This window comes from Thalassospira sp. CH_XMU1448-2, from assembly GCF_037027285.1.
Classification (GTDB): Bacteria; Pseudomonadota; Alphaproteobacteria; order Rhodospirillales; family Thalassospiraceae; genus Thalassospira; species Thalassospira profundimaris_C.
Window position 1 is genome coordinate 814,958 of the sequence record NZ_JAYMEA010000002.1, and the last position, 17,652, is coordinate 832,609.

A 17,652-nucleotide genomic window follows, 5' to 3' on the forward strand; every position below is an offset into this window, starting at 1 on the left:
TACTATGCGTCCGCCTCTTCTTCCCCGTCATGCATTTTTTCCACGAACTGCTCGAAGTCGCGTGCTTCGCGGAAGTTCTTGTAAACCGAAGCGTAGCGCACATAGGCAACCTGATCGAGGGCATTCAGCGCCTCCATCACCATTTCTCCAATGGTATCGGTTGTGATGTCGCTTTCCCCACTGCTTTCGAGACGCCGCTGAATGCCATTAAGGGCTTTTTCAACGCGTTCATCTTCTATCGGGCGCTTGCGGCAGGCAAGGAAGATCGACCGCGCCAGCTTGTCGCGGTCGAACAATTCGCGTTGCCCGTCCGTTTTGACCACCATCAATTCACGCAACTGCACACGCTCAAACGTCGTGAAGCGCGATCCACAAGCAGGACAGAACCGGCGGCGACGAATGGCATGATGCTCTTCGGTCGGACGGGAATCCTTAACCTGTGTGTCAGTATGTCCGCAAAACGGGCAACGCATTATCTGTACTCAGCTCTAGCGATCAGGAATAGATCGGGAAGCGTTTGCAAAGGTCTTCGACCTTGGCACGAACGGCAGCTTCGACCTCAGCATTGCCTTCCGGGCTGTCAACCATGGCATCAAGAACATCACCGATCAGCTCGCCGATCTGCTTGAATTCTTCGACACCAAAGCCACGGGTCGTGCCAGCCGGCGTCCCCAGACGGATGCCCGAGGTAATGGTCGGCTTTTCGGTATCAAACGGAATGCCGTTCTTGTTGCAGGTGATGCCTGCGCGCTCAAGAGCAACTTCTGCAGTGTTGCCTTTCAAGCCTTTCGGGCGAAGGTCAACGAGCATCAGATGGGTATCGGTACCGCCGGTAACGATGTCAAAGCCGCGCTTGACCAGAACTTCAGCCAACGCCTTGGCATTGTCGACGACCTGCTGTGCATATGCCTTGAATTCCGGACGCAGCGCTTCGCCAAAGGCAACTGCCTTGGCTGCGATCACATGCATCAGCGGACCGCCCTGAAGCCCCGGGAAGACAGCAGAATTGATCTTTTTGCCGATTTCAAGGTTGTTCGACAGGATCATGCCGCCACGCGGACCACGAAGGGTTTTGTGGGTGGTGGTCGTTACAACGTCGGCATACGGCAGCGGGCTCGGATGAACGCCACCGGCAACCAGACCGGCAAAGTGCGCCATATCAACCATCAGAAGCGCACCAACCTTGTCAGCGATTTCACGGAAGCGCTTGAAATCAATCTGACGCGGAATAGCCGAACCGCCGGCAATGATCAAGGTCGGTTTGTGTTCGATCGCAAGTGCTTCGACCTGATCGTAATCAAGGGTCAGGTCGTCTTCACGCACACCATACTGAATGGCATTGAACCATTTACCCGAAAGAGCCGGACGTGCGCCATGGGTCAGGTGACCACCTGCATCCAGCGACATACCAAGAATGGTATCACCCGGCTTGCAAAGTGCCAGCATGACCGCACCGTTCGCCTGTGCCCCGGAATGCGGCTGTACGTTGACAAACTCGCAACCAAAGATTTCCTTGGCGCGATTGATTGCCAGTTCCTCGGCGACGTCAACATATTCGCAACCGCCATAGTAACGACGCGAAGGATAACCTTCGGCGTATTTGTTGGTCAGAACAGTACCCTGGGCTTCGATAACGGCTTTGGAAACGATGTTTTCCGAAGCAATCATTTCGATCTGGTTCTGCTGACGGGCAAGTTCATCGGTGACGGATTTGAACAATGCCGGATCGGCGTCGGACAAGCTGGTAGAGAAAAAGCCTTTGAACGACATGCGGGGCCTCTTTCGATACGATGTGACGGGGCAAGCTGACAGGCCGGGTAATCAATAAAACACCCTGCCCGCTCTGGTTAATCCCAGATGGCGGTGAAGTAAATCAGATCAGGACATCTTCGCGATGCGACCTTCATGACGACCACCTTCAAATTCGGTCGAAATGAATGCATCAACGCAATCGAGTGCTGTCGCTTCGCCCAACAGGCGCGCGCCAAGGCACAAGACATTTGCATTATTGTGCTGACGGCAAAGTTCTGCCGAAAGACGATCATGAACCAGTGCAGCACGCACTTCGGGGAAACGGTTGGCTGCAATGCTCATCCCGATGCCGGAACCACAAACCAGGATGCCTGCTTCGGCTTTGCCATCAATGATCGATTTTGCAACTGCCTGAGCGAAATCCGGGTAATCAACGGATGCTGGACCGTTGGTTCCAAGGTCGGAAACCTCGATACCGCGGCCTTTAAGCAAATCAATGATGGCTGATTTCAGTTCCACACCGCCATGGTCGGAAGCGATGGCAAGGGTTTTGACGGTCATATGCGCGCCTTCATTTGGAATTCAAAGAATAAAATTGAGCGCCTTGTAGCATATAGCGATGCCCCTGCCAACGCAGAGCTCGGCCCGAACGGCAAGTTTTCTGAAACCCTGACATGCATATATCAGGACACCGATATATTTTCATTTATCGCCATTAGAGAAATCAACACGCAATAGTATTATTATAAACGGCAAAACACCCAAAAATGGCATTCTCTACTGTTGCGATCAAGAATTCCGGGACCATCAATCGGGACAATATTAACCGTTTGGTCAAAACATATCACGCGAACCAGTCATTATAGTTGTAGCAGTTATTATCACGATAGTCTTATACGCAATCCTATATACTTGATCTGATATCAATATCAGATAAGTGACACTTGTTATTTTCTGTTGTTTGACTATCTGATTGGAATAGTGCATTAGTTTTAATGTGAATTTTCAAATGAAGGGTTACTTCAATCATGGCCGAAACTGAGACCAGCGTGCTTGACCGCGACGAACTCTTGCAGATGACCGTTGATATTGTATCAGCCTATGTCAGCAATAATGCCCTTGCTGCCGCACAGATTCCTGAACTGATTTCTACAGTCTTCTCCTCGCTTGATGAAATTCGCGAAGTCGAGAAGGAACCGGAACAAGAGCCGATCAAACCCGCTGTTCCCATCCGCAAATCCATTGGCGATGACTACATCATCTGCCTTGAGGATGGTAAAAAGCTCAAGATGCTCAAGCGTCACCTTCGTACCACCTACAACCTGACGCCGGAAGAATATCGTGCGAAATGGGGGCTGCCGTCAGATTATCCGATGGTCGCACCGAACTACGCAAAACAGCGTTCCCAGTTTGCCAAGAAAATCGGCCTTGGCCGCAAGGCAAAGTAAGCTATGCAATGATCCGCCAAACTGGTGGAAACGCAGAAAAGAAAAACGCCGTTCTGGTTGGTCAGAACGGCGTTTTGTTTCAAGCAGGCATAAAAAAAGCCCGGCCAGATGCCGGGCTTTTTCCAAATCCGATGATTTGATTAGTTTGCGTAGTCGTAGGAACCGTTTTCCCACTCGTAGAATACGTAACCCGGAGCAGCAACATCGCCTTTGGCATCAAACGAGATCGAGCCAAGAACGGTGTCGAAGGAAGCGCCGCTATGCAGAGCTTCGATAACAGCTTCGGAGTCAGTGGTACCAGCTTTGGTAACAGCCTGTGCCCAAGCCTGGATCGCACCATAGGTGTAAAGGGTGTAGCCTTCAGGCTTGTAACCCTGACCTTCGAAGTATTTTACGAGTTCTGCGTTGCGCGGGTCTTTTTCAAGAGCCGGGCCAGCAGTGAACAGCGTACCTTTACCAGCGTCACCAGTGATCGACCAGTATTCAAGCGAGTTCAGCGCGTCACCCGAGATTGCAAGGGTGTCCATGCCCTGAGCACGCATCTGACGAACGATCAGACCGAGTTCGGTGTGGTAACCGCCATAATACAGAACGTCGATGCCTTCTGATTTCAGCTTGGTAACCAGTGCCGAGTAATCTTTCTCAGCCGGGGTGATTGCTTCGTACATCGTTTCCTGGACGCCAGCAGCGTTCAGGTTTTTCTTGGTCTCGTCAGCCAGACCTTTGGAGTAAGCCTGTTTGTCGTGAACGATGGCAATTTTCTTGTCGCCATAGTTTTCTGCAAGGTATTTACCAGCAACTTCACCCTGCTGGTCGTCACGGCCGCAAACACGGAACACGTTGTCCATGTCACGCTCGGTCAGCTGCGGGTTGGTCGAAGCCGGGGAAATCTGTACGATGCCTTCTTCGAAGTAAACTTCCGAAGCCGGGATCGAGGAACCCGAGCAGAAGTGACCAGCTACGAGAGCAACATTCTTGCTCACCAGCTGGTTAGCAACTGCGACAGCCTGTTTCGGATCGCAAGCGTCATCGCCGATCTCGAGAACGACTTTTTCGCCGTTCACACCGCCAGCAGCGTTGAGGTCAGCAACCGCTTTCTCTGCGCCCTTGGTCATCTGTTCGCCGAACGCAGCGTAAGGACCGGTCATCGGACCAACGGTCGCGATCACGATGTCAGCCTTGGCAGCACCCATTGAAAGAACAAGCGCGGAAGCAGTGGCAAGAAGGCCGAGCTTGGTTTTCGACATTAGAGAAGTCTCCCTGTTCCAAAGGTTGGTTCCATCACCATGACAGAACCATCTTTTCGGACCCGAAACCGGCTCATATTATTCGCCGATTACCGGTTTCAGCTCCCAAGTACTTTAACACCCCAGAATTGGTGTGCAATAGTACAAACCGGTTTATTGCCAATTATTTAGCAATAGTGTGGTGACGCAAAACGTCACCACAAAAATCAACGCACATCCGCCCCTTCACGCGCGCGGAATGCAAACGGCCCAATGCGTTCATAAAGCCACGGATATTGCGACAGCATCTTGTTTACCTGCGTCAGACGGAAGGCTGCGAAGGTGATAACAAACAGGATCGCCGTGTCAAAAATGTAGCCGGAAAGCGAAAGAAGCTCGCCTTCGAACAACGCATAGACCAAGAAACGGTCAACAAGGCCAAGCAGCAAGCCATAAGGCACGAGCTGATAGGACGGTCGCCAGGTGTTGGCGATTGCCTGCCCGGTCATAAACGAACAGAACCCCATCAGAATGATGGTGATACCGATCGTAACGCCGATGCTGGTACCAGTGATCGATTCCATATCAGATCTCCCTAGTGGCCGCCTTCGAGATAAGCTGCGCGCACTTCCGGGTTTGCCAGAAGTTCCGCACCCGTACCCGAGAGCGTAATGTTGCCATTGACCATCACATAACCGCGATGTGCGAGCTTGAGTGCATGGAATGCATTCTGCTCGACAAGGAAAACAGTTACCTTGTTTTCACGGTTGATCTTCTGGACGGTCTCGAAAATCTGCTTAACGACAAGCGGCGCAAGACCAAGCGACGGCTCATCAAGCAAAAGAAGACGCGGACGCCCCATCAGGGAACGGCCAATTGCCAGCATCTGCTGCTCACCACCGGACATGGTCCCTGCACGCTGGTTAATACGTTCCTTCAGGCGCGGGAACAGATCAAACACCATTTCGAGATCCGAATTGAAATGCTTCGGATCCTGGGTGATTGCCCCCATCTGGAGGTTTTCATAAACCGACATACGCGGGAAAATGCGACGGCCTTCGGGCGACTGCTGAATGCCAAGATTACAAATCTCATGCATCGGCATGCGACTGATATCCTTACCTTCAAACAGAATGCGCCCCTTGCTTGCCTGCGGCGAACCGCAACAAGTCATCAGCAGCGTGGTCTTACCGGCACCATTGGCGCCGATAAGCGTAACGATTTCACCTTCGTTGACTTCCATATCAATGCCCTTGAGGGCTTCGATATTGCCATAGAAGGTATGAACACCTTCGATCTTAAGCATGGACATATCGATAAACTCCCTCAGTGCGCATTCGGATCAACATTAAGGTCAGCGGCAACTTCCGGCGGAAGCTCGTCATCCTCATCTTCGCCAAGATAGGCACGGATAACAGCCGGATCATTCTTGACGGCTTCGGGATTGCCATCGGCAATCTTTCTTCCGTAATCAAGAACGATCACATGGTCGGAAATCTGCATCACGACACTCATGTCATGTTCGATCAGAAGACAGCCAACGCCCTGATCGTCACGGATGCTCTGCAGCAGGACATTCAGTTCCGCCGACTCACGCGGGTTAAGACCCGCAGCCGGCTCGTCCAGGCACAAAAGTGACGGGTCAGTGCACATTGCACGCGCGATTTCCAGACGACGCTGGGAACCGTATGGCAGGTTCCCGGCATTCCAGTCAGCCTGATCATACAGACCAACCTTGTTCAGCCAGAACTCGGCCTTTTCGATCGCTGCCTTTTCCGCCCTTGAATAGCGGCCAAGGTTGAACAGACCGGCGATGGAGAAAGCAGATGCCTCCATCAAACGGTTGTGCTGCGCAACGATCAGGTTTTCCAGAACAGTCATCCCGGTAAACAGGCGAATATTCTGGAAAGTACGTGCAACACCGTTATTACGCGGGATACGGAACCCTTCGGTACGTTCCAGCAAACGGGGACCGTCGTCGGCATGTAGCGTCAGACGTCCTTCGGTTGGAACATAGAACCCGGTCAGGCAGTTAAACACCGTGGTTTTACCTGCGCCGTTCGGACCGATGATGGCCGTGATTTCACGCTTGTTTGCGGTGAAACTAAGGTTATCAATTGCAACCAGACCACCGAAACGCATGGTCAGGTGTTCGACTTCAAGCAGTTTGTTGTCGGTCATTTCAACTCTCCGGCAACTTTTTCTTTCTGGCTCATATTGAGCAGAATGGTCGGGTCACGGAAGGACAACAGACCGCGCGGACGCCACAGCATGATGGCAACAATACCTGCACCAAAGATCAGCATGCGGTATTCGGCAAGTTCACGGAACATTTCCGGGAAACCGATCATCACGATTGCCGCAAGAACGACACCGATCTGACTACCCATGCCCCCCAGAACCACAATCGCGAGAATCACAGCGGATTCAAGGAAGGTGAAACTTTCCGGGCTGATAAAGCCCTGACGGGTTGCAAAGAACGCACCGGCAAAACCACCGAACATTGCACCAATCGCAAAAGCAGAAAGCTTGGTGTTCGTCGGGTTGATGCCCAGAGAACGGCAGGCAATCTCGTCTTCACGAAGTGCTTCCCATGCACGACCGATCGGAAGCTTGCGCAGACGCATGGTGACAAAGTTCGTCACAAGAGCCAGAGCAAGGATCAGGTAGTACAGGAAGATCAGGCGATGCATGGACGAATATTCCATGCCAAACAGCTCGTTAAAGCCGATGGTCCCTTCCGGCACTCGGCGCGAGAAATCGGCCAAACCAAAGAAGCTTGGACGTTCGATGGATGAAATCCCATCCGGACCGCCAGTCAAATCATACCAGTTGATAAGAACAACACGAATGATTTCACCAAAGCCCAGTGTCACGATGGCCAGATAGTCACCACGCAAGCGCAGAACCGGGAAGCCGAGAATAATGCCGAAACTTGCAGCAAAGATACCGGCAAGCGGCAGGCAGAGCCAGAAGCTCAGATCGAAGTTCTGCGACAGCAATGCATAGGAATAAGCCCCGACTGCATAGAAAGCCACATAACCAAGATCGAGAAGCCCCGCCAGACCGACCACGATATTCAGGCCCCACCCCAGCATGATGTAGATCATCACAAGGGTGGCAAGGTCGATTGCCGAACGGTTCTCACCAAAAATGAACGGGAAAATTATGAAGAAGATAATCCCCACCAGACCGATCTTTTTGGTGTTCGAGCGATAGGCCAGCTGAATTTTCGATGACAGCTTTTCGCTTTCCTCTACTTCGGCAACACCTTTTTCCTTCATCGAGAAATAGGCGATTGCAAAGACGATTGCGATAAAGGCCAAGGCGACAACGGTGCTGACAGCACTGCTGAACGCCATATCGAAGCTAACCGGCGATGCCCAGCGATCATCCATGTCACGGAATCGCACAAACATCTCAAAGACGGCAACCGCAGTTATCGTGATCAAGACTGCCTGAACGAGCCGCGAAATGCTTTCGCGACGGATGATCAATGCCAGACGCCCGACAACGGTCGAGCCAATCGCCAGCAGGACAAGATCCCAGCGAACCGCAAGTTCGAGGCCGGTCGGACGGTCAACCGTCTCGACACCGAGGATCATGACGGACATCAGTAGCGCGACAACTGCAAAGAACGCGAGTTCCTTAACAATTTCCGAGCCGTTGGTACGAGATGAAGCAAATGCAGAAGACATCAGACTTTCTCAACCTCCGGCTTGCCGAGCAGACCCCACGGACGGAAGATCAGCACAAGAACCAGAATACCGAACGTCGCAACATCCTTGTATTCGATTGTGAGATACCCCGACCAGAATGCTTCAATCAGACCAATCAGCAATCCACCAAGCATCGCACCTGGAAGCGACCCGATACCGCCAAGAACGGCGGCGGTGAAAGCCTTAACACCGGCGAGGAAGCCGATATAGAAGTCAATAACACCGTAATACAGGGTCACCATCATACCTGCGACAGATGCCAGAGCAGCACCCATAACGAAGGTCGTGGAAATCGTACGGTCAACGTTCACGCCCAGAAGTCCCGCCATCGTGCGGTCCTGTTCGCAAGCACGCTGTGCACGCCCCAGAGAAGTCTTGGCAATCAGCAGCGAGAAGACGACCATCAGCACGAATGTCAGAACGATAATCACGATCTGCATATAGCTAAGCTGAACGTCGAAATTCGCGCTTTCCATAAGAGTGATACCGCCCTCAACAAGCGGCTGCATCGGCTTGACGCGCGCACCCTGCGAAATCTGAACGAAGTTCTGCAGGAAGATCGACATACCAATGGCAGAAATCAGAGCTGCCAGACGGAATGACCCGCGCAGTGGCCGGTATGCTACCCGTTCAACGCCCCAACCGTAGATCGAGGTCAGAACCATTGAAACGAACAGCATCAAAAGAAGCGTAAGCGGAAGGATCCCGCTGATCCCGGCTGCCTGACAGATCAGGAAGGTGATCAGGGAATGAAACGCACCGAGCATATAAATCTCGCCATGCGCAAAGTTGATCATGCCGATAATGCCGTACACCATCGTATAACCGATAGCGATCAAACCATAAATGGCTCCCAGCGTCAGACCATTGATCAATTGTTGTAGGAAATAAGCCCAATCCATTGCACAACCTTAGATTTGGCACAGACAAACAAGGTCTTCGCCAGCTCGGCAGAAGGCATCAAGCCACATATATATGTATTGATTGGATGAGACATAGTCTCCCCTTTGCCCCCTTGCAAACCCGCGAAGCCTCCGTCTTATTGTTATCGGGTATGACCCGGTTTTAACCTTCGGAGCCGACCATTCTGTTTGTGGTTCTTACTACCGAAAGCGCGATTAGAGCGTGAACCTTAGACACATGTGTTCAAAGGCTGCAAGCGGCTTTGAGATTTTAGTGAAAATCACCAAATCAGGTTTTGATATTGGAATAAAACACTGACAAGGCGAGCCACCCGCTCTTTATATTGTATACATTATCCCTTTTTGAGGACGTATTCAAGTTTTTGTACAGCGACCCGCTTTAATTGCTCAGGATTCCGACTCACAGGCCCAGCAACAGTCACTTCCACACCCGTCTTGCCATCAATGGCCGTACAACGCAGATAGGAACCCACCTGTCGAAGTTCAAAATAAATCTCGTTTGATTTGTTATGCCGCGTGGTCATTATCGCACAGATGATCCCTGGAAATAAGTGTAGCCCTATTTTGCTCCCATTCTCGAACAACGCAACACCAAACAAAAACGGGCCCGGAAATCCGGACCCGTTTTTGTGATCATTGGATGAACGATATCACTTTTCGCCATCAAGCATTTTGACAATGGCCGAAAAGTCCATGCCGCCATTCCCGCCATTGGAATAAAGCGCATAAAGGCTTTCGGCCAAAGCCCCCATCGGCGTGGTCGCCCCGGACGACGCAGCTGCCTGCTGGGCAAGCTTGAGATCCTTCAGCATCATATCAACCGCAAAACCGGGCTGATAATCGCGATTGGCCGGCGATGTCGGAACCGGCCCCGGAACAGGGCAGTAACTTGTCAGAGACCAGCACTGACCGGATGCCTTGGACGAAATATCAAACAGCTTTTGCGCATCCAGCCCGAGGCGTTTGGCGAGCATGAAGGCCTCGGACACCGCAATCATACTGACACCCAAAACCATGTTGTTGCAAATTTTGGCCGCCTGCCCTGCACCGCTATCGCCCGCATGAATGATATTGCTGCCCATACCCTCAAGGATCGGCTTTGCACTGGCAAAATCGGCATCAGAGCCACCAACCATAAAGGTAAGCGTTCCGGCCGCAGCACCGGCAGTGCCACCGGAAATCGGCGCATCCACCGCCCCAAGACCGGCCGCACGGGCAATTTCAGATGCCTTGCGCGCCGCATCAACTTCAATGGTTGAGCTGTCAATCAGGACAGTCCCCGCCTTGGCATTTGCAATAACGCCGTCTGGCCCTTCATAAACGGACAGAACATGTTTCCCAGCCGGAAGAACAGTTACGACAAAATCAACATCAGTCGCAGCCGCAGCGATTGATGCCGCCTTGCCTGCACCGGCATCAATTGCCTTTGCCACCGCATCTGCCGAAAGGTCAAAGACCTTGACCGCATGTCCGGCCTTAACAAGATTGGCCGCCATCGGGCCACCCATGTTGCCCAGACCGATAAAACCGATATTCGCCATTAGAAGTCTCCTCTGCCATCCCCTGCGGGATCATTGTTTTGATCATTCGGGACCGAAATTCAGCCCAATACATTCTAAAGATTGAGTTCTTTGTCTTCTGGAAGTGGCTCGAAATATTCTGCAACCTCGCGCGGATCGACCTGGCCGATATCACCGTGTTGCCATTTCGGGGCATGGTCCTTATCGACAATGACAGCACGAACACCTTCAAACAAATCAGGCTTGCAGACCATCCTCTGCGACATCCGGAACTCCATGTTCAGGACTTCGGCCAACGACATGTCCTTGCCCTGACGAATCTGCTCGAAGCTCGCACAAAGTGCTGTTGGCGACTTTCCAGACAGCATAGCGAGCGTTTCGGCACCAAAGTCGCTTTCCTCTCGTTCCAGCGCCTCGAAAATAGCAACAACGCTGTTTCCAGCAAACGTACGGTCGATTTGTGTTCTAAGTGAAGCCATTGGCGCTGCGTCAAAATGCGTACTGTGACGATCGAGAATTTCAACAACAACAGCACTGGCACCTTTGTCATAGGATGCCACCGCCAGATCCGCCTTGAGCCTGTCAAGATTGCTTATCGCAACCCCATGGGTGGCAAGCCCGGCATAAAGGCAATCGGCTGCCTTGATGCGCGCACCGGTCAGGCCAAGATACATGCCGATATTTCCCGGGCATCGTGGCAGGAAATACCCGCCACCGACATCGGGGAAAAATCCGATCCCCGTTTCGGGCATCGCAAACAGGGTACGCTCTGTTACCACACGGAACTGACCGTGAATCGACACGCCGACACCACCGCCCATGGTGATCCCGTCCATGAGTGCGATATAGGGTTTCGGATACCGGGCAATATAGTGATTAAGGTGATATTCACGACGATAGAACGTATCAAGCATCTCTTCGTCATCAATCTTGCGGGCCTCATAAAGACCACGAATATCACCACCGGCACAAAAGGCCTTCTCGCCGGCTCCCTCAATCACAACAACCTTTATCGACGAATCAGCTTCCCAGGATTTAAGCTGCCCCATCATCATATCGACCATCGTCAGATCAAGCGCATTCAGCGCACGCGGACGATTAAGAACGATCTGACCAACTGCGCCTTGTTGCGAAAACAGAACGGGTGCTTCGGTATCGGACATATTTGAACTATTGCTCATGACTTAGTCTTTCAGGGCGGCACGGGAAATGATCAGGCGCATGATTTCGTTGGTGCCTTCAAGAATCTGATGCACGCGCAGATCACGTAACAGCCGTTCGATCGGGTATTCACGAATATATCCATAGCCACCATGGAGTTGCAGCGCCTGGTTACAGACTTCAAATCCGATATCTGTGGCGAAACGCTTGGCCATCGCACAGAACTGGGTTGCATCATCGCTCTTGAGATCAAGCTTCCAGGCACCTTTATGCAGCATCAAACGTGCAGCTTCGAGCTCGGTCACCATGTCGGCAAACTTGAACTGTAGCGCCTGAAACTGATCAAGGCTTTTACCGAACTGTTTGCGGACTTTCATATGATCGCGCGCGTGCTCCATCGCCGCACGGGCACCGCCAATCGAACAGGCCGCTATATTCAGGCGACCGCCATCAAGCCCCTTCATGGCGAACTTGAAGCCTTCGCCTTCTTCGCCCAGTCGGTTTTCGACCGGCACCTTGCAATTGCTAAAGATAACGGCCGAGGTTGGCTGACTGTTCCAGCCCATCTTTTCCTCGAGCTTTCCGAACGATAGTCCTTCGGCATCCTTGGGAATGATGAATGTCGAAATGCCGCTCGGGCTGTCATCCCCCGTACGCGCCATGACAACATATATGTCACTACGAGATCCACCGGAAATAAAAGCCTTCTCACCATTCAGAATATAATGGTCGCCATCACGGACCGCACGTGTGCGAAGTGATCCTGCATCGGACCCGGCACCGGGCTCAGTCAGGCAGTAGCTGGCGAAATGTTCCATTGTGACGAGTTTGGGCAGAAATTTGGCGCGCTGTTCATCGGAGCCAAATGTATCAATCATCCAGCAAGCCATATTATGGATCGAGATATAAGCCGCCGTTGACGGGCATGCTGCCGCCAATTCTTCGAAAATTACCGCAGCATCAAGACGACCCAAGCCTGTTCCGCCGAACTCTTCGCGCGTGTAAATTGCAGCAAAGCCCAATTCGGCAGCCTTGCGCAGGGTTTCCTCGGGAAAGATGTGTTTTGCATCCCATTCCCCTGCATATGGCGCCATTTCATTTTGAGCAAAATCACGCGCAGCTTGGGCAAATGCCTGCTGATCGTCAGACAGGTTGAATTCCATTGGATCGCCGCCTCTGAAGTTTATCTGTTTTCCCTTTACGTAAACGTGAAAACACCCTCTTGTCAATTCATTCGGTATAACAGTACCGAATTATCACAATATTGGTAAATCACACGATTTACGTGCATTCACGTAGCTGATTTCACCAATTGTTTCTTGCTGAGTACGTCACTGTCAGCTTACCTTGTCGGCGTCAGAAATAACGATAATTCAGGGAAACCCATTATGTCGTCCACGAAACCGGAAACCATCGTCCTTCATGCAGGCTATCGCGCCGACCCGACCACGGGATCCGTTGCCGTGCCGCTTTATCAGACCACCAGCTATCAGTTCCGCGATACCCAGCATGCTGCTGATCTTTTCGCACTCAAGGAACTTGGCAATATCTATACCCGCCTGATGAACCCGACCAACGATGTGCTTGAACAGCGCATTGCCGCCCTTGAAGGTGGCGTTGCTGCAGTTGCACTTGGCTCCGGGCAGGCTGCGTCAACCTTTTCGGTTCTGAATATTGCACAGGCTGGCGACAATATTATCAGCTCTACCGATCTATATGGTGGCACATGGAACCTGTTTGCGAATACCTTCAAGCAAATGGGAATTGAAGTTCGCTTTGCCGATCCGTCAGATCCGGAAAGCTTCCGCAAATTGAGCGACGACAAAACCCGCGCCTTTTATGCCGAAACCCTTCCCAACCCGAAATTGCAGGTATTCCCGATCCGCGAAGTTGCCAATATTGGTGACGAACTTGGCATTCCGCTGATCGTTGATAACACTGCCGCGCCCGTGATCTGCAAACCAATCGAACATGGTGCAAGCATCGTGATGTATTCGACTACCAAGTTCATTGCCGGTCATGGAACCTCGGTTGGTGGTGTTGTCGTCGATTCCGGCAAGTTTGACTGGGAAAAACATGCGAAACGCTTCCCGCTTTTGAACGAACCCGATCCCAGCTATCACGGTGCGGTCTGGACACAGGCCGTCAAACCGATTGGCCCTGTGGCCTATGCGATCAAGCTGCGTTGCACCGTTCTACGTGACATCGGGGCTGCGGCATCGCCGTTCAACTCATTCCAAACCATTCAGGGCATGGAAACGTTGCCACTGCGCATGGAACGTCACTGCGAGAACGCCAACAAGGTTGCCGACTTCCTGGCATCCCACCCGAAAGTCACCAAAGTCATTCACCCCAGTAAACAGGATGGTGAAAGCCGCCGCCGTGCTGACACCTATCTTAAAGGTGGCTACGGATCTCTTATGGGCTTTGAGTTGGCTGGCGGCAAAGACGCAGGCGAGAAATTCATCAACGCGCTTGAGCTGTTTTATCATGTCGCCAATATCGGTGATACGCGTTCCCTTGCCATTCATCCGGCAACCACGACTCACAGCCAGCTTTCCGAACAGGACCGCCTATCTTCCGGTGTTACGGACGGATATGTGCGCCTGTCCATCGGGATCGAACATATCGACGATATATTGGCAGACCTGACGCAGGCCCTTGATAAAGCCTGATAATCACGTCACTTCATGTCGCCTTACAAAACCGGTCGAACGAATGTTCGGCCGGTTTTTCATTGACCCGACCGTAAAACCGGCATAACAAATCGGCAAAACATGCACAACATGCAAAACAGGCAAACACCATGTCGAGCGTTATCACCCGTCAGGATGAAATCCTGAAACTTTTGCGCAATATGGGGACGGTTCATATTCATGATCTGGCCGCCCTGTTTCATGCCTCCCTTGATACCATCCGGCGCGATCTGCGCCAGATGGAGGATGAAGGTCATTTGCGCCGCATCCATGGCGGTGCAGTCCTGCCAAACAAGCCGACAGAAACATATGAAGAACGCGCTCGAGACCTTCAGCCGGAACGTACCGCGATTGCACAGAAAACGGCACGCGATCTGATTGCCGATGATGCTGTCGCTTTCTTTGACAGTGGCACCACCATTTGCGAAGTTGCCCGCCATCTCAAACCATCATTTCGGGGCACCGTGATTACGGTAAACCCGATGATCGCGGTCGAACTTTCAAGCCACCCCAATGCGGAAGTGATCATGCTGGGCGGCACAATGCTCAAGAACGACATGGTGGTATGTGGCCCGACAACGATTGACGAGATCCGTAAGTACAATGCTGATGTTGCGTTGCTAGGCACGTGCGCTCTTCATCCTGAGGCTGGCCTTTCAACCAGTCATCAGCAGGAACGGGCATCAAAGGCCGCGATGATTGCGCAATCAGCCGAAATCATCGCCATTGCCACCGCGGACAAACTTGAAACCAGCCTGCCGCACCGGGTCTGTGACATTGATGCCATTTCCCGTCTCGTGACAGGCCGCAAATTGTCGTCCGGCTATCTCGAAAACTATGCCAAACGCGGCATCAATATTGTTCAGGCCTAACCTGCCCCCTCGTTACGCCCCATCATGCGGAGCCGCCACAGATGCAAAATTACAACCAGGCCCATAATCGGGTACGCGCCATTTTCTTTTTACATGGCGCCGCCTTTTCAAGCTGGGTTCCGCATATCCCGCTGGTACAGGAACGCCTTGGCCTTGGTCATGACGAACTTGGCGGCATCTTGCTGGCTGCGGCAATTGGCGTTCTTGCCGTTATGCCGATTGCCGGACGGCTTTCTGACCGCATCGGAAGCGAACTGGTCGTGCGTTATTCCGGACTGGTTTATTTCATTGCCGTTGGCATCCCGGTTCTGATGCAATCCTATCTCAGCATTTCGATTGCCATGTTTGCCTTGGGCTTTTCCGGCGCATTTCTTGATATAGCCATGAATGCCAATGGCCTGAATGTTGAACGCGCCAAGGGTCGGAGCATCATGTCCGGTCTTCACGGTTTCTGGAGTCTGGGTGGTTTTGCGGGTGCCGGGATTGCGGCAGCCTGGTTTGCCCTGCCCTTTGACAACGCCTTGCACCTGCCTGTGATTCTGACCGTGTTTTTGATCGCTCATGTTTTCGCCCAAGCCAAACTTCTGCCGGACCATCAGACCTCACAGAACAGAAAAGACAGAGCTGACAAACAAGCCTTGGAAACCGCCCGCACCAAAAAGGAACGCCCCATGTTCCTTATGCTTTTACCATTCGGTGTCTGCGCCTTTATCGGTCAATTTGGCGAAGGTGTTATTACCGACTGGGCTGCTGTCTTTATGAATTCCGAATTGTCATCGGGAGCAACAATGGCTGCTGTCGGCTTTGCCATTTATTCCTGCGCCATGGCCGTCACCAGACTTTCCGGTGATGCACTGGTCATGAAGTTTGGACGGGCTCCGGTTTTGCTTACAAGTTCGGTTCTGGCATCGGTTGGCACTTTCATCATCGCCCTTTCCCCGCACTATATTGTCGCATGGATTGGTTGTGGTGTTGCCGGAATGGGGCTTGCTGTCATTTTGCCGTTGCTACTGTCCGCGGCATCTCAAGCTACCGGAAAAGGAGGCGGAGCAGTCGTATCAATCATTGCCGCAACCGGCTATTCCGCGATCATGGCAGGTCCGCCGATTATTGGTACCATCGGACAGGTAGCAGGCCTTGTCACGGCCTTTGCGATTACCGCCAGTTTCCTTGCCCTGATTATCCCGGTTTATCTTCTGACCATGCGCGCACGCTTACAAATTGCCAGCAATGGTTGATTGCGCGTGAATTCTGTCCCATAAATTGGCCTGTCCACCCTGGCTTCGCCCAGCTCCACAGAACAGAGAACAGATCATGGTCAACAAATTCGCCTATGGCACCTTTCCAAGCACCCGCCAGCGCCGCAACCGCATGACCGACTGGTCGCGCCGGATGGTCGCGGAAACCCGACTGACAGCCCATGATCTGATCCTGCCGGTATTCGTTATTGACGGAACCAATCAGCGCACCCCGATCCCGTCCATGCCCGGTGTTGAACGCCAGTCGGTCGATGTACTGGTTGAAACAGCAAAACATGCCGAGAAACTTGGCATACCGGCACTGGCACTGTTCCCCTATATCGATGCAAGCCTTAAGACCAAGGATGCGCGAGAGGCCTATAACCCTGATAACGTTGTCTGTCGCGCCACCAAGGCGATCAAGGATGCCTGCCCCAACATCGGAGTGATTACCGACGTCGCACTTGATCCATTCAATTCTGATGGTCAGGACGGCATCGTCGTCGATGGTCAGATCCTTAATGATGAAACGACCGAAGCGCTTGTGCGTCAGGCACTGGTTCAGGCACAGGCAGGCTGCGATGTGGTCGCACCATCCGATATGATGGATGGCCGTATCAGGGCAATCCGCGAGGTTCTTGAAACCGAAAGCCTCAAGAACGTCCAGATCATGGCCTATTCAGCAAAGTATGCCTCATCCTTCTATGGCCCGTTCCGCGATGCAATCGGCTCGGCAAGCGCACTTGGCAAGGCCGACAAGAAAACCTATCAACTTGACCCGGCCAATAGTGACGAAGCCATGCGTGAAGTCGCCTATGATCTTGATGAAGGCGCAGATTCGGTCATCGTCAAACCGGGGCTGCCTTATCTGGATGTGCTCTATCGCGTTCGTCAGGAATTCGGCGTGCCGGTCTTTGCCTATCAGGTATCAGGCGAATACGCGATGCTGCGCGCGGCAGGCCAGAATGGTTGGCTTGATTACATCGGCTGCGCGATTGAAACGCTGTCATGCTTCAAACGTGCCGGGGCGTCTGGCGTGTTGACCTATAGCGCCATTGAAGTTGCCGAGGCGCTGGAAGGTTAAGCGTCACTTCAAC

18 protein-coding genes are annotated in these 17,652 nt (G+C 52.5%); 5 read left to right on the forward strand and 13 right to left on the reverse strand.

Translation table 11 applies throughout. The features are described from left to right. Positions 1 to 2: 2 nt before the first annotated feature. From nrdR to rpiB, 3 genes are all read right to left on the reverse strand, one after another. On the reverse strand, positions 3 to 473 hold the full coding sequence (gene nrdR, locus WA318_RS11140) for a transcriptional regulator NrdR (protein ID WP_336081080.1): 471 nt from the start codon (positions 471 to 473) through the stop codon (positions 3 to 5). 22 nt (positions 474 to 495) lie between these two features. Then, positions 496 to 1,770, reverse strand: a complete 1,275-nt coding sequence (gene glyA / locus WA318_RS11145) for a serine hydroxymethyltransferase (RefSeq protein ID WP_114097448.1) — start codon at positions 1,768 to 1,770, stop codon at positions 496 to 498. A gap of 108 nt (positions 1,771 to 1,878) precedes the next feature. Next, positions 1,879 to 2,313 carry a ribose 5-phosphate isomerase B gene (rpiB, locus tag WA318_RS11150; protein WP_114097447.1) on the reverse strand — a complete coding sequence of 145 codons (435 nt, stop codon included), beginning with the start codon at positions 2,311 to 2,313 and terminating at the stop codon, positions 1,879 to 1,881. Positions 2,314 to 2,780: 467 nt separating this feature from the next. On the opposite strand from rpiB, the gene WA318_RS11155 reads away from it, so the two are divergent. After that, complete coding sequence (locus WA318_RS11155; protein WP_114097445.1) at positions 2,781 to 3,200, forward strand: MucR family transcriptional regulator; 420 nt, start codon at positions 2,781 to 2,783, stop codon at positions 3,198 to 3,200. A 140-nt stretch (positions 3,201 to 3,340) separates the two neighbouring features. Here the strand turns inward: WA318_RS11155 and WA318_RS11160 are convergent, their stop codons facing one another. The 10 genes from WA318_RS11160 to WA318_RS11200 form a co-directional block, all read right to left on the reverse strand. Continuing rightward, positions 3,341 to 4,447: a branched-chain amino acid ABC transporter substrate-binding protein gene (locus tag WA318_RS11160; RefSeq protein WP_114097444.1), complete on the reverse strand. Its 1,107-nt coding sequence runs from the start codon at positions 4,445 to 4,447 to the stop codon at positions 3,341 to 3,343. 206 nt (positions 4,448 to 4,653) lie between these two features. Continuing rightward, entirely contained in the window at positions 4,654 to 5,010 is a 357-nt protein-coding gene (locus WA318_RS11165) for a DUF6867 family protein (RefSeq protein ID WP_114097443.1), read from the reverse strand. 11 nt (positions 5,011 to 5,021) lie between these two features. Beyond that, the gene (locus tag WA318_RS11170; protein WP_114097536.1) at positions 5,022 to 5,732 is read right to left on the reverse strand and encodes an ABC transporter ATP-binding protein; all 711 of its coding nucleotides are present in this window, start codon (positions 5,730 to 5,732) and stop codon (positions 5,022 to 5,024) included. A 20-nt stretch (positions 5,733 to 5,752) separates the two neighbouring features. Continuing rightward, on the reverse strand, positions 5,753 to 6,607 hold the full coding sequence (locus tag WA318_RS11175) for an ABC transporter ATP-binding protein (RefSeq protein ID WP_114097442.1): 855 nt from the start codon (positions 6,605 to 6,607) through the stop codon (positions 5,753 to 5,755). After that, a complete protein-coding gene (livM, locus tag WA318_RS11180; protein WP_336081088.1) occupies positions 6,604 to 8,124 on the reverse strand; it encodes a high-affinity branched-chain amino acid ABC transporter permease LivM in 1,521 nt (506 codons plus the stop codon). The genes WA318_RS11175 and livM overlap by 4 nt, the downstream gene beginning before the upstream one ends. Continuing rightward, the gene (locus tag WA318_RS11185; RefSeq protein WP_068519011.1) at positions 8,124 to 9,047 is read right to left on the reverse strand and encodes an ABC transporter permease subunit; all 924 of its coding nucleotides are present in this window, start codon (positions 9,045 to 9,047) and stop codon (positions 8,124 to 8,126) included. The genes livM and WA318_RS11185 overlap by 1 nt, the downstream gene beginning before the upstream one ends. Before the next feature lie 353 nt (positions 9,048 to 9,400). Then, positions 9,401 to 9,592, reverse strand: coding sequence for a DUF6898 family protein (locus tag WA318_RS20355; protein ID WP_443082639.1), 192 nt, complete (start codon positions 9,590 to 9,592; stop codon positions 9,401 to 9,403). 126 nt (positions 9,593 to 9,718) lie between these two features. Then, positions 9,719 to 10,609 (reverse strand): 3-hydroxyisobutyrate dehydrogenase, encoded by an 891-nt coding sequence (mmsB, locus tag WA318_RS11190; RefSeq protein WP_336081091.1) that lies wholly within the window; start codon positions 10,607 to 10,609, stop codon positions 9,719 to 9,721. Between the two features lie 74 nt (positions 10,610 to 10,683). Then, positions 10,684 to 11,769, reverse strand: coding sequence for an enoyl-CoA hydratase/isomerase family protein (locus tag WA318_RS11195; protein ID WP_336081093.1), 1,086 nt, complete (start codon positions 11,767 to 11,769; stop codon positions 10,684 to 10,686). A 3-nt stretch (positions 11,770 to 11,772) separates the two neighbouring features. After that, on the reverse strand, positions 11,773 to 12,912 hold the full coding sequence (locus tag WA318_RS11200) for an acyl-CoA dehydrogenase family protein (RefSeq protein ID WP_114097438.1): 1,140 nt from the start codon (positions 12,910 to 12,912) through the stop codon (positions 11,773 to 11,775). A 225-nt stretch (positions 12,913 to 13,137) separates the two neighbouring features. On the opposite strand from WA318_RS11200, the gene WA318_RS11205 reads away from it, so the two are divergent. From WA318_RS11205 to hemB, 4 genes are all read left to right on the forward strand, one after another. After that, on the forward strand, positions 13,138 to 14,424 hold the full coding sequence (locus WA318_RS11205; protein ID WP_336081097.1) for an O-acetylhomoserine aminocarboxypropyltransferase/cysteine synthase family protein: 1,287 nt from the start codon (positions 13,138 to 13,140) through the stop codon (positions 14,422 to 14,424). A gap of 131 nt (positions 14,425 to 14,555) precedes the next feature. Beyond that, positions 14,556 to 15,317 carry a DeoR/GlpR family DNA-binding transcription regulator gene (locus tag WA318_RS11210; RefSeq protein WP_336081099.1) on the forward strand — a complete coding sequence of 254 codons (762 nt, stop codon included), beginning with the start codon at positions 14,556 to 14,558 and terminating at the stop codon, positions 15,315 to 15,317. 41 nt (positions 15,318 to 15,358) lie between these two features. Next, entirely contained in the window at positions 15,359 to 16,555 is a 1,197-nt protein-coding gene (locus tag WA318_RS11215; RefSeq protein WP_336081101.1) for an MFS transporter, read from the forward strand. A 76-nt stretch (positions 16,556 to 16,631) separates the two neighbouring features. Further along, a complete protein-coding gene (gene hemB / locus WA318_RS11220; RefSeq protein WP_336081103.1) occupies positions 16,632 to 17,639 on the forward strand; it encodes a porphobilinogen synthase in 1,008 nt (335 codons plus the stop codon). Positions 17,640 to 17,652 lie beyond the last annotated feature (13 nt).

What these genes read in the sequence shown, in the direction of transcription:
- nrdR (WP_336081080.1), bottom strand. Translation starts at nt 473, where the DNA reads ATGCGTTGCCCGTTTTGCGGACATACTGACACACAGGTTAAGGATTCC.
- glyA (WP_114097448.1), bottom strand. Translation starts at nt 1,770, where the DNA reads ATGTCGTTCAAAGGCTTTTTCTCTACCAGCTTGTCCGACGCCGATCCG.
- rpiB (WP_114097447.1), bottom strand. Translation starts at nt 2,313, where the DNA reads ATGACCGTCAAAACCCTTGCCATCGCTTCCGACCATGGCGGTGTGGAA.
- WA318_RS11155 (WP_114097445.1), top strand. Translation starts at nt 2,781, where the DNA reads ATGGCCGAAACTGAGACCAGCGTGCTTGACCGCGACGAACTCTTGCAG.
- WA318_RS11160 (WP_114097444.1), bottom strand. Translation starts at nt 4,447, where the DNA reads ATGTCGAAAACCAAGCTCGGCCTTCTTGCCACTGCTTCCGCGCTTGTT.
- WA318_RS11165 (WP_114097443.1), bottom strand. Translation starts at nt 5,010, where the DNA reads ATGGAATCGATCACTGGTACCAGCATCGGCGTTACGATCGGTATCACC.
- WA318_RS11170 (WP_114097536.1), bottom strand. Translation starts at nt 5,732, where the DNA reads ATGCTTAAGATCGAAGGTGTTCATACCTTCTATGGCAATATCGAAGCC.
- WA318_RS11175 (WP_114097442.1), bottom strand. Translation starts at nt 6,607, where the DNA reads ATGACCGACAACAAACTGCTTGAAGTCGAACACCTGACCATGCGTTTC.
- livM (WP_336081088.1), bottom strand. Translation starts at nt 8,124, where the DNA reads ATGTCTTCTGCATTTGCTTCATCTCGTACCAACGGCTCGGAAATTGTT.
- WA318_RS11185 (WP_068519011.1), bottom strand. Translation starts at nt 9,047, where the DNA reads ATGGATTGGGCTTATTTCCTACAACAATTGATCAATGGTCTGACGCTG.
- WA318_RS20355 (WP_443082639.1), bottom strand. Translation starts at nt 9,592, where the DNA reads ATGACCACGCGGCATAACAAATCAAACGAGATTTATTTTGAACTTCGA.
- mmsB (WP_336081091.1), bottom strand. Translation starts at nt 10,609, where the DNA reads ATGGCGAATATCGGTTTTATCGGTCTGGGCAACATGGGTGGCCCGATG.
- WA318_RS11195 (WP_336081093.1), bottom strand. Translation starts at nt 11,769, where the DNA reads ATGAGCAATAGTTCAAATATGTCCGATACCGAAGCACCCGTTCTGTTT.
- WA318_RS11200 (WP_114097438.1), bottom strand. Translation starts at nt 12,912, where the DNA reads ATGGAATTCAACCTGTCTGACGATCAGCAGGCATTTGCCCAAGCTGCG.
- WA318_RS11205 (WP_336081097.1), top strand. Translation starts at nt 13,138, where the DNA reads ATGTCGTCCACGAAACCGGAAACCATCGTCCTTCATGCAGGCTATCGC.
- WA318_RS11210 (WP_336081099.1), top strand. Translation starts at nt 14,556, where the DNA reads ATGTCGAGCGTTATCACCCGTCAGGATGAAATCCTGAAACTTTTGCGC.
- WA318_RS11215 (WP_336081101.1), top strand. Translation starts at nt 15,359, where the DNA reads ATGCAAAATTACAACCAGGCCCATAATCGGGTACGCGCCATTTTCTTT.
- hemB (WP_336081103.1), top strand. Translation starts at nt 16,632, where the DNA reads ATGGTCAACAAATTCGCCTATGGCACCTTTCCAAGCACCCGCCAGCGC.